This window comes from Streptomyces sp. NPDC111802, assembly GCF_055634335.1.
This window is the reverse complement of sequence record NZ_JBVKCZ010000030.1, coordinates 115,116-123,856: the sequence shown is the minus strand read 5'-3', so window position 1 is coordinate 123,856 and position 8,741 is coordinate 115,116. Positions and strand designations below refer to the sequence as shown.

Annotated in this window: 11 protein-coding genes; 5 read left to right on the top strand and 6 right to left on the bottom strand. The window is 71.5% G+C overall.

What is annotated here, in order from left to right; genetic code table 11:
* Positions 1 to 93, bottom strand: a 93-nt coding sequence (locus ACZ7NC_RS29790; protein ID WP_280842533.1) for a biotin carboxylase N-terminal domain-containing protein, incomplete at its 3' end; no start/stop codon positions are given.
* A gap of 362 nt (positions 94 to 455) precedes the next feature.
* Here ACZ7NC_RS29790 and ACZ7NC_RS29785 point away from each other — a divergent pair.
* Positions 456 to 905 (top strand): hypothetical protein, encoded by a 450-nt coding sequence (locus tag ACZ7NC_RS29785; RefSeq protein ID WP_471492578.1) that lies wholly within the window; start codon positions 456 to 458, stop codon positions 903 to 905.
* Here ACZ7NC_RS29785 and ACZ7NC_RS29780 read toward each other — a convergent pair.
* Together ACZ7NC_RS29780 and mmpB are read right to left on the bottom strand one after the other, a co-directional pair.
* On the bottom strand, positions 874 to 1,494 hold the full coding sequence (locus ACZ7NC_RS29780; RefSeq protein ID WP_471492577.1) for a Maf family protein: 621 nt from the start codon (positions 1,492 to 1,494) through the stop codon (positions 874 to 876). The genes ACZ7NC_RS29785 and ACZ7NC_RS29780 overlap by 32 nt on opposite strands.
* Positions 1,495 to 1,525: 31 nt before the next feature.
* On the bottom strand, positions 1,526 to 1,654 hold the full coding sequence (gene mmpB, locus ACZ7NC_RS29775; protein WP_093747104.1) for a morphogenic membrane protein MmpB: 129 nt from the start codon (positions 1,652 to 1,654) through the stop codon (positions 1,526 to 1,528).
* Positions 1,655 to 1,774: 120 nt separating this feature from the next.
* Between mmpB and ACZ7NC_RS29770 the strand changes: the two genes are divergently transcribed.
* Positions 1,775 to 2,905: an SGNH/GDSL hydrolase family protein gene (locus tag ACZ7NC_RS29770; protein ID WP_471492576.1), complete on the top strand. Its 1,131-nt coding sequence runs from the start codon at positions 1,775 to 1,777 to the stop codon at positions 2,903 to 2,905.
* On the opposite strand, the gene ACZ7NC_RS29765 is transcribed toward ACZ7NC_RS29770, so the two are convergent.
* Both ACZ7NC_RS29765 and ACZ7NC_RS29760 read right to left on the bottom strand, forming a co-directional pair.
* Positions 2,902 to 3,111: an acyl-CoA carboxylase epsilon subunit gene (locus ACZ7NC_RS29765; protein WP_471492575.1), complete on the bottom strand. Its 210-nt coding sequence runs from the start codon at positions 3,109 to 3,111 to the stop codon at positions 2,902 to 2,904. The two genes, ACZ7NC_RS29770 and ACZ7NC_RS29765, sit on opposite strands and share 4 nt — an antisense overlap.
* A gap of 17 nt (positions 3,112 to 3,128) precedes the next feature.
* Positions 3,129 to 4,751, bottom strand: a complete 1,623-nt coding sequence (locus ACZ7NC_RS29760; protein ID WP_471492574.1) for an acyl-CoA carboxylase subunit beta — start codon at positions 4,749 to 4,751, stop codon at positions 3,129 to 3,131.
* Between the two features lie 110 nt (positions 4,752 to 4,861).
* Here ACZ7NC_RS29760 and ACZ7NC_RS29755 point away from each other — a divergent pair, with 110 nt between their 5' ends.
* Positions 4,862 to 5,722 carry a biotin--[acetyl-CoA-carboxylase] ligase gene (locus ACZ7NC_RS29755; RefSeq protein ID WP_471492573.1) on the top strand — a complete coding sequence of 287 codons (861 nt, stop codon included), beginning with the start codon at positions 4,862 to 4,864 and terminating at the stop codon, positions 5,720 to 5,722.
* Positions 5,723 to 5,880: 158 nt separating this feature from the next.
* Complete coding sequence (locus ACZ7NC_RS29750; RefSeq protein ID WP_471492572.1) at positions 5,881 to 7,011, top strand: adenylate/guanylate cyclase domain-containing protein; 1,131 nt, start codon at positions 5,881 to 5,883, stop codon at positions 7,009 to 7,011.
* 24 nt (positions 7,012 to 7,035) lie between these two features.
* Here the strand turns inward: ACZ7NC_RS29750 and ACZ7NC_RS29745 are convergent, their stop codons facing one another.
* Positions 7,036 to 7,677 (bottom strand): hypothetical protein, encoded by a 642-nt coding sequence (locus ACZ7NC_RS29745; protein ID WP_471492571.1) that lies wholly within the window; start codon positions 7,675 to 7,677, stop codon positions 7,036 to 7,038.
* Positions 7,678 to 7,892: 215 nt separating this feature from the next.
* Here ACZ7NC_RS29745 and ACZ7NC_RS29740 point away from each other — a divergent pair, with 215 nt between their 5' ends.
* Positions 7,893 to 8,711 (top strand): enoyl-CoA hydratase/isomerase family protein, encoded by an 819-nt coding sequence (locus ACZ7NC_RS29740; protein WP_471492570.1) that lies wholly within the window; start codon positions 7,893 to 7,895, stop codon positions 8,709 to 8,711.
* The last annotated feature ends 30 nt before the right edge of the window (positions 8,712 to 8,741 follow it).

Genomic DNA, 8,741 nt, shown 5'->3' with positions numbered 1-8,741 from the left:
GTAGACGGCCACGCTCGCGATACCGGCGTCCCGGCAGGCCCGGGCCACGCGGACAGCGATTTCGCCACGGTTGGCGATGAGCACCTTGCGCACGATTGAGGCTCCCTCCTTGAAACAAGCCGAGTTTAGGGACTGCCGACACGACACTTCGACCCGTCCCCAGTGGTGAGCTTGCCCACACGGAGCGTGATTCCAGGCTCGCCCGACCTGCGAAATCCCTTGTCGCGCCACGGTACGCAGGTCTCTCCCGGAAAACCCTAGCTCTCCCCTGTGGTCAAGGTCTCTGTCATCACGTGCTGCGGGCCACTCGGTTTCTTTGTGGAATCCCTACGAATGGCCCAATGCATCTTTGCCATCCCCCGAACCCTTGTCCCGGGGTTTACCCGTTAGTAGCGTTCGCGATGTCTCGTACGTACTTGGGGTAACAGCGCGAGCTCGGAAGTGGGTGGGGGTCGGTGGTGCGCAGGCCGGTGGCGTGGGTCGTGGCGGTTGTGCTCTTCGTGGAGGCGCTCGGCATCGCGGGGCTGAACTGGATCCTGGGGACCGTCGTCGACCGTCAGGACATGTCCCTGGCGGGCCTGGATTCCGACGTGATGTCGATGTCCTCGAAGATCGGCGGACTCGTCTTCGCCGCCTACTTCGCGCTGTGCGGCCTGGTCGCCCTGCTGGTCGCGGTGCGCGACCGCGCCCCGGTCGGCCTCGGTCGCATCCTGCTGATCAGCGCGGCCGTGGTGCACGGGCTGCTGGGCGCGTTCGCCTGGGGGTTGGTGGGCTGGACGGCGTTCCTGTTCATGATGGTCGTACTCGCCCTGATAGTGCTGCTCCTCATGACGTACGACGCCCAGGCGGCCCCGGAGGAGCCCGCCGACTCGGTCACCCCTCCGCCGGCGCCCACAACTCCGTGATGCCGATGCCCAGTTGGGCGAGCAGTCGCCGTACCAGCGGCAGGCTGATGCCGATCACATTGCCGTGGTCGCCGTCGATGCCGTCGATGAACGGGGCCGAGCGGCCGTCGAGGGTGAACGCACCGGCGACGTAGAGGGGTTCGCCGGAGGCGACGTAGGCGGCGATCTCCTCGTCGGTCGGCTCGCCGAAGCGGACGATCGTGGAGGCGGTGGCGGAGGTGTACCGGCCGGTGGCGGTGTCGTAGACGCAGTGGCCGGTCTGGAGCGTGCCCGCCCGGCCGCGCATCGACTTCCAGCGGGCGGTGGCCTCCTCGGCGTCGGCCGGCTTGCCCAGGGGCTCGCCGTCCAGGTCGAGGACCGAGTCGCAGCCGATCACGATCGCGCCCTTGACCTCCGGCTTCGCCGCCACGACGGAGGCCTTCGCCTCGGCCAGGGCCAGCGCCAGCTCGGCGGGGGTGGGCGCGCTGACGGCGTCCTCGTCGACGCCGCTCACGATGACCTCGGGGGCCAGCCCCGCCTGGCGGAGCAGATTGAGGCGGGCGGGGGACTGGGAGGCGAGGACGAGCCGGCGGCGGGGCTGATCAGTCATGCGGTCAGCGTATCGGCGCATCCGGCCGGACTCACCTCAGTCCGAGCACGATCATCGTCAGCACCATGGCCAGCGCCATGAGAACGCCCAGCCGCCGCAACATCTCCTGCATGTCGCGCAGTTCTTTGGGCGGCTCGTTCTCGGGGTCGGACCACAGCATGCCTTCCATCGTCCGTCGGGGATTCGGGGCGGCGCCTGAGTACGCATACTCAACTTCTCCCCAAACGGTGCTACGGTTCCATTAGCTAAAGGGATTCCAGTTCCGTTTGGGGGATGCATCATGTTCACCACTTCCTGGACCGCGGCACCTCAGTCACCGAGCGAGGGCTTCACGCCCAACTGGTCCCGCGAGGGCTTCTGGCGTCAGTCGGTGCGGCAGGTCGTACGGCTGTCGGCGGGCGGTGGCCGGGTGCGGGTGCGGCTCTCCCACGCCTATGGCACCTCGCCGGTCTGGGTCGCGGGCGCGAGCGTGGGGCGTACCGCCGACGGGGCCGGCGTACGGCCGGGGTCGCTCACGAGGCTGACCTTCGGGGGCGGCGCGCAGGTCGGGATACCCGCGCGCGGGGAGGTCGTCAGCGATGACGTCCGACTCCCCGTCGCGGCCGGGGATTCGGTGACCGTCACCCTGTACTTCGACGCCGCGACCGGCCCCGCGGCCTTCCACGCCCAGGCCTTCACGGCCGGCTACCGGGGCGCGGGCGACCTGACGGCGGACCTCGGCGGTGAGGGCTTCGACGCGGTGAGCGAGTCCTGGTACTTCCTGACGGCGGTGGAGGTCGACGCCGCCCGCGCGGACGCCGTCGCGCTCTTCGGCGACTCGATCACGGACGGGTTCGGCTCGACGGTGGGCGCGAACCGGCGGTGGTCGGACGCGCTCGCCTGCCGCACGGGGCGGCCCGTGCTCAATGCGGGGATCGGCGGGAACCTGCTGCTCAACGACTCGGCGTGGTACGGCGAGAAGGGCGTCCACCGACTGCGCCGGGACGTCCTCGACCACCCCGGGGTGGACACCCTCGTCGTTCTGCTCGGCCTCAACGACATCGGCTTCAGCGAGACGGACGAGCAGCCGACGTACAAGCCGGCGCCGGTGCTGGAGGCGGCGGAACTCATCGCCGGGCACCGGGAGTTGATACGGCAGGGCAGGGCGGCGGGGCTGCGGGTGATCGGCGCGACCCTGCTGCCGTTCGGGGGCTCGGACCACTGGGGTGAGCGCGCGGCCAAGGTGAGTCACGAGCTGAACGAGTGGATCCGGTGCTCGGGGGAGTACGACGCGGTGGTGGACCTGAACCGGGCGCTGGCCGATCCGGCGGATCCGGACCGGCTGCGGCCGTCGTACGACTTCGGCGATCACCTGCATCCCAATGACGCGGGGTACGAGGTGATGGCCGAAGTCCTGGCAACGACGCTCTAACCGGGCCAGTACGTACGCGCCCATGTCGTCGGCCCCGGCTGCGGCAGCCGTTGCGACGCGACGCGGGCCGGGTCGGACCAGGAGTCGCGGGGGGCCGGTGCGCCGGGCGGCAGGGCTGCCTCGGCCGCGGCGCGGGCGCGGACCACCGCCAGGGCGGCGGCCAGCTCCTCCGGTGTCGGGTTGCCCCGTAGGACCTTGATGTTCATGGCGGCTCCCAGCAGGCCTAGAGGGGGATGTTGCCGTGCTTCTTCGGAGGCAGGGATTCCCGCTTGGTGCGCAGCTGACGCAGGCCGCGGACGATGTGGCCGCGGGTGTCGGACGGCATGATCACCGCGTCGATGTAGCCGCGCTCGGCCGCGACATAGGGGTTGAGGAGGGCGTCCTCGTACTCCTGGATCAGCCGCGCGCGCACCGCGTCCAGGTCCTCCCCGCCGGCCTCGGCCTCGGCGATGGTGCGCCGGTGCAGGATGTTGACCGCGCCCTGGGCGCCCATGACGGCGATCTGGGCGGTGGGCCAGGCGAGGTTGAGGTCGGCACCGAGGTGCTTGGAGCCCATGACGTCGTAGGCGCCGCCGAAGGCCTTGCGGGTGATGACCGTGATCAGCGGGACCGTCGCCTCGGCGTAGGCGTAGATCAGCTTGGCGCCGCGGCGGATGATGCCGGTGTGCTCCTGGTCCACGCCGGGCAGGAAGCCGGGGACGTCGACGAAGGTGATCACCGGGACGTTGAAGGCGTCGCAGGTGCGCACGAAGCGGGCGGCCTTCTCGGACGCGTCGATGTCGAGACAGCCCGCGAACTGCATCGGCTGGTTGGCGACGATGCCGACCGGGCGGCCCTCGACCCGGCCGAAACCGGTGACGATGTTCGGCGCGAACAGCGACTGCGTCTCGAAGAACTCGGCATCGTCCAGGACGTGTTCGATCACCGCGTGCATGTCGTACGGCTGGTTCGCGCTGTCCGGCACGATGGTGTCCAGCTCGCGGTCCTCGTCGGTGAGGGCGAGGTCCGCCTCCTCCGGGAACGCCGGGGGCTCGCTGAGGTTGTTGGACGGCAGGTACGACAGCAGCTGCTTGACGTACTCGATGGCGTCCTTCTCGTCCCCGGCCATGTGGTGCGCCACGCCGGAGGCGGAGTTGTGGGTGCGGGCGCCGCCGAGCTCCTCGAAGCCGACGTCCTCGCCGGTGACCGTCTTGATGACGTCCGGGCCGGTGATGAACATGTGCGAGGTCTGGTCGACCATGACCGTGAAGTCGGTGATGGCCGGCGAGTAGACCGCGCCGCCCGCGCAGGGGCCGACGACCAGGCTGATCTGCGGGATGACACCGGAGGCGTGGGTGTTGCGGCGGAAGATCTCGCCGTACGCGCCCAGCGAGGCCACACCCTCCTGGATGCGGGCGCCGCCGGAGTCGTTGATGCCGATGACCGGGCAGCCGGTCTTCAGCGCGAAGTCCATCACCTTGACGATCTTCTGGCCGTAGACCTCGCCCAGCGCACCGCCGAAGACGGTGAAGTCCTGCGAGAACACGGCGACCGGACGGCCGTCGACGGTGCCGTACCCGGTGACGACACCGTCGCCGTAGGGACGGTTCTTCTCCAGCCCGAAGTTGGTGGAGCGGTGCCGGGCGAACTCGTCGAGCTCGACGAACGACCCCTCGTCGAGCAGCAGCTCGACCCGCTCACGGGCCGTCAACTTGCCCTTGGCGTGCTGCTTTTCGACGGCGCGTGCGGAGCCGGCGTGCGTCGCTTCCTCAATGCGGCGCTGGAGATCCGCGAGCTTGCCCGCGGTGGTGTGGATGTCGATCCCAGGGGTCTCTTGGATCTCGTGACGCTCTTCCGGCTCGGACATCGGGATGGCGCTCCCTGCCTGCTCAAAAGGGGGGACGGTTACTCATCCGTAGAGTAGTGGGGGGCCTACCAATCGGCAGTGCGGCGTTTACCACACCTAGGGTGGCTTGCATGACGCCGCGAGATGCATCAGACGACAGCCGCTGGTCCGACCTGGAGCGCCCGCCGCTCAACGCCGCCGCGCTGCGTCGCGGGCTGCTGCGGGACGGCGGGTTGTGGCGCGCCGTGGAGGTGGTGCAGCAAACCGGCTCCACCAACACCGACCTCGTCGACCTGGCCACCGCGGGCAAGGCCGCCGAGGGCACGGTCCTGGTCGCCGAGGAGCAGACGGCCGGCCGGGGACGGCTGGACCGGAACTGGACGGCACCGCCGCGCTCGGGTCTGTTCTTCTCCGTGCTGCTGAACCCGGCCGAGGTGCCGGTGCCCCGATGGGGCTGGCTGCCGCTGCTCACCGGCGTCGCCGTGGCGACGGGCCTGTCCCGGGCGGCGGGCGTCGACACGGCACTCAAGTGGCCGAACGACCTGCTGGTGACCGTCGGCGGCGAGGAACGCAAGGCAGGCGGCATCCTCGCTGAGCGCGCCGGGGACGCCGGTGTGGTCATCGGCGTCGGCATCAACGTCACCCTGCGCGCGGACGAGCTGCCGGTGCCCCAGGCGGGCTCGCTGGTGCTGGCCGGGGCGGTGAGCACGGACCGGGACCCCCTGCTGCGGGGCATCCTGCGGTCCCTGGAGGACTGGTACGGGCGCTGGCGGGCCGCGGTGGGCGACCCCGTGGTCAGCGGGCTCCAGGAGACGTACGCGGCGGGGTGCGCGACGCTGGGCAGAGACGTACGGGCCGAGCTGCCGGGCGACCGGACGATCACCGGCGAGGCCGTCGCGATCGACGGTGACGGGCGTTTGGTGCTGGCGACGCGGGAGGGGGTGCAGGAGCCCGTGGGTGCGGGCGACATCGTGCATCTGAGGCCGGCCTGAGCGCATCGGGCCCGGCGGACGGGCCGTGAAGACACCGGGCACCGCACCGGTTCCGGCAGGGCACCGTCGGCTTTCTCTTACGGAGTGAGCTGGCGCACACCTGCCGTAAAGTGAAGGCCGGTCGATACTGACCGCGGCAGATCGGAAGGGCAGCAGGCGTGACCGTCGACGACACGGGCTCCGGCGCGGGCGCGGACGGCCGGGTGGACCCCCACGCCGCCGACCCCGGCGAGGATCCGCTCGCGCTGCGTCTGGAACAGCTCATCCTCGGCGCCGAGCGGCGCTACACCCCGTTTCAGGCGGCCCGCAGCGCCGGCGTCTCGATGGAGCTGGCGTCCCGCTTCTGGCGGGCCATGGGCTTCGCCGACATCGGACAGGCCAAGGCGCTGACCGAGGCCGACGTACTGGCGCTGCGGCGGCTGGCCGGTCTCGTCGAGGCGGGGCTGCTCAGCGAGGCCATGGCCGTGCAGGTGGCCCGGTCCACCGGGCAGACCACCGCCCGGCTGGCCGAATGGCAGATCGACTCGTTCCTGGAGGGCCTGACCGAGCCCCCGGAACCCGGCATGACGCGCACCGAGGTGACGTACCCGATCATCGAGCTGCTCCTGCCCGAGCTGGAGGAGTTCCTCGTCTATGTCTGGCGCCGTCAGCTCGCCGCCTCGGCCGGCCGGGTCATCCAGGCCGCCGACGACGAGGAGATGGTCGACCGGCGCCTCGCCGTGGGCTTCGCCGACCTGGTCGGATTCACCCGGCTGACCCGCCGCATGGAGGAGGAGGAACTCGGCGAACTCGTCGAGGCCTTCGAGACCACCGCCGCCGACCTGGTGGCCGCGCGCGGCGGACGGCTGATCAAGACGCTCGGCGACGAGGTGCTGTACGCGGCCGACGACGCGGGGGTCGCCGCCGAGATCGCCCTGCGGCTCATCGAGACGATGGCCAACGACGAGACGATGCCCGAGCTGCGGGTCGGCATCGCGTTCGGCACGGTGACCACCCGGATGGGCGATGTGTTCGGCACGACTGTGAATCTCGCCTCCCGGCTGACGTCCATAGCACCGCGGGACGCCGTGCTCGTCGACAGCGCGCTCGCGCAGGAGCTGATCCGAACGGGTGAAGCGCCGGCGTCGGAGGCCGAGGCGGCGGAGGCCGCGGCCACGGCCGAGAAGGAGGGCGAGGAGCCGCCGGTGTACCGGTTCGCGCTCCAGCCGATGTGGCAGCGGCCGGTGCGAGGGCTTGGTGTGGTCGAGCCCTGGCTCCTGACGCGGAGGGCGCCCGCCGGGGGCGAGTGAGCGCCGCCGGGGTGGCGGTCGCATTCAGTCGTGTGTGGTCAGGGGATCGACGCACAGACCGATGACCGGGACGCACATGGTGTTCTCGTCGTGGTGGGTCGGCTGGGCCGACGGGGGGCTTGTCGTGGGTCGGCCGGGTGCCGGCCGGGCGGAAGGCGGGGGAGTCCGGGGTGCGGCACCGGTCGTTGCCGGTGCGGGGGATGCGGGCGGGGTGTCGACCGATGTGGGGATCCGGGCGCTCGGCGGTGCAGTGGCCGCAGTGGTCCTGATGGGTACGGCGATCGTCGTGGCCGTCGGTGTCGTGCCCAGGCCGCCCATGGCCGAGGTGGCCGTCGGGGTTGCCTTCGGCTGTCTCGTCGGGAAGCTGGCCGCGGCGTTCGTCGCGCCGTCCGCTTCCGTGTTCGTGCCGGGGGCCGGGGCGGGGTCGGACTCCGGTGCGGCGAGGCCGGTGACTCCCGAGTCGGGAGTGAGGCGTACGAGGCTCAGGGCGCCGGCGGCCAGGGCCAGGCCTCCGGCCGCGAGGAGGACCTTGCGGGGACGCGGGCGGCGATGGCGGCCGCGGGCGCCGAAGAGGCGGGTGGTGGCCGCTTCGGGCGCCAGCGGCTCCGTCGCCGCGGCTTCCCGTGCCGTCCCTCGTGCCTTCGGCCCGTCCGCCGTAACGTCCATCGTGACCCCTCCCATGCGCTTGCGCCCCCAATGCGCCGTGGTGTCGCGCACGCTATGCGCTGCCGTGGGCGGTAGGGCGGGAGTTGGGCGGGATGTCACTCGAACGGGGTGTCGGGCCTGGAGTCGGGAACCGCTCGTGGTGGGCCTTTCCCCGGCGGGTTCCGGCTGCGATGATCGGGGCGAGTGTTGTTAACCCGCGTTAACCGGAGGGTGTCATGAGTGAGGAGCGGTACGGGGAGTTCGTGCTGGTACGGCGACACGATGACGGGGGTGCCGGGGGTGCCGGGCATGTCGCGGAGCTGGCCCTCGACCGGCCCAAGGCCATGAACGCCGTCTCGACGGACATGGCCCGCTCGATCGCGGGGGCGTGCGCGGCACTGGGCGCGGACCGGGACGTACGGGTGGTGGTGCTGACCTCGACGCATGAGCGGGCGTTCTGCGTGGGGGCCGATCTGAAGGAGCGGAACTCCTTCAGCGACGCGGAGCTGGTGCGGCAGCGGCCGGTGGCGCGGGGCGCCTACACGGGGGTGCTGGAGCTGCCGGTGCCGACGATCGCGGCCGTGCACGGCTTCGCACTGGGCGGCGGCTTCGAGCTGGCGTTGTCGTGCGATGTGATCGTGGCCGACGGTACGGCCGTGGTGGGGCTGCCCGAGGTGTCCGTCGGGGTGATTCCGGGCGGCGGGGGTACGCAGTTGCTGCCCCGGCGGGTGGGGGCGGCCCGTGCGGCGGAGCTGATCTTCACGGCGCGGCGGGTCGAGGCCGCCGAGGCCCGTGAGCTGGGGCTGGTGGATGTGCTGGTGGAGGACGGGCGCGATCGGGAGGAGGCGCTGGCCCTGGGTGCGCGGATGGCGGCGAACTCGCCGGTGGGACTGCGCGCGGCCAAGCGGGCGTTGCGCGTGGGGCACGGGCTGGAGCTGCGGGCCGGGCTGGAGGTCGAGGACGCGGCGTGGCGGTCGGTGGCGTTCTCGGGGGACCGGGCGGAGGGCGTCGCGGCCTTCAACGAGAAGCGGAAGCCCGAGTGGCCGGGGGAGTGAGGCGGGGCTCGTGGCGCCGGTGACCTCCCC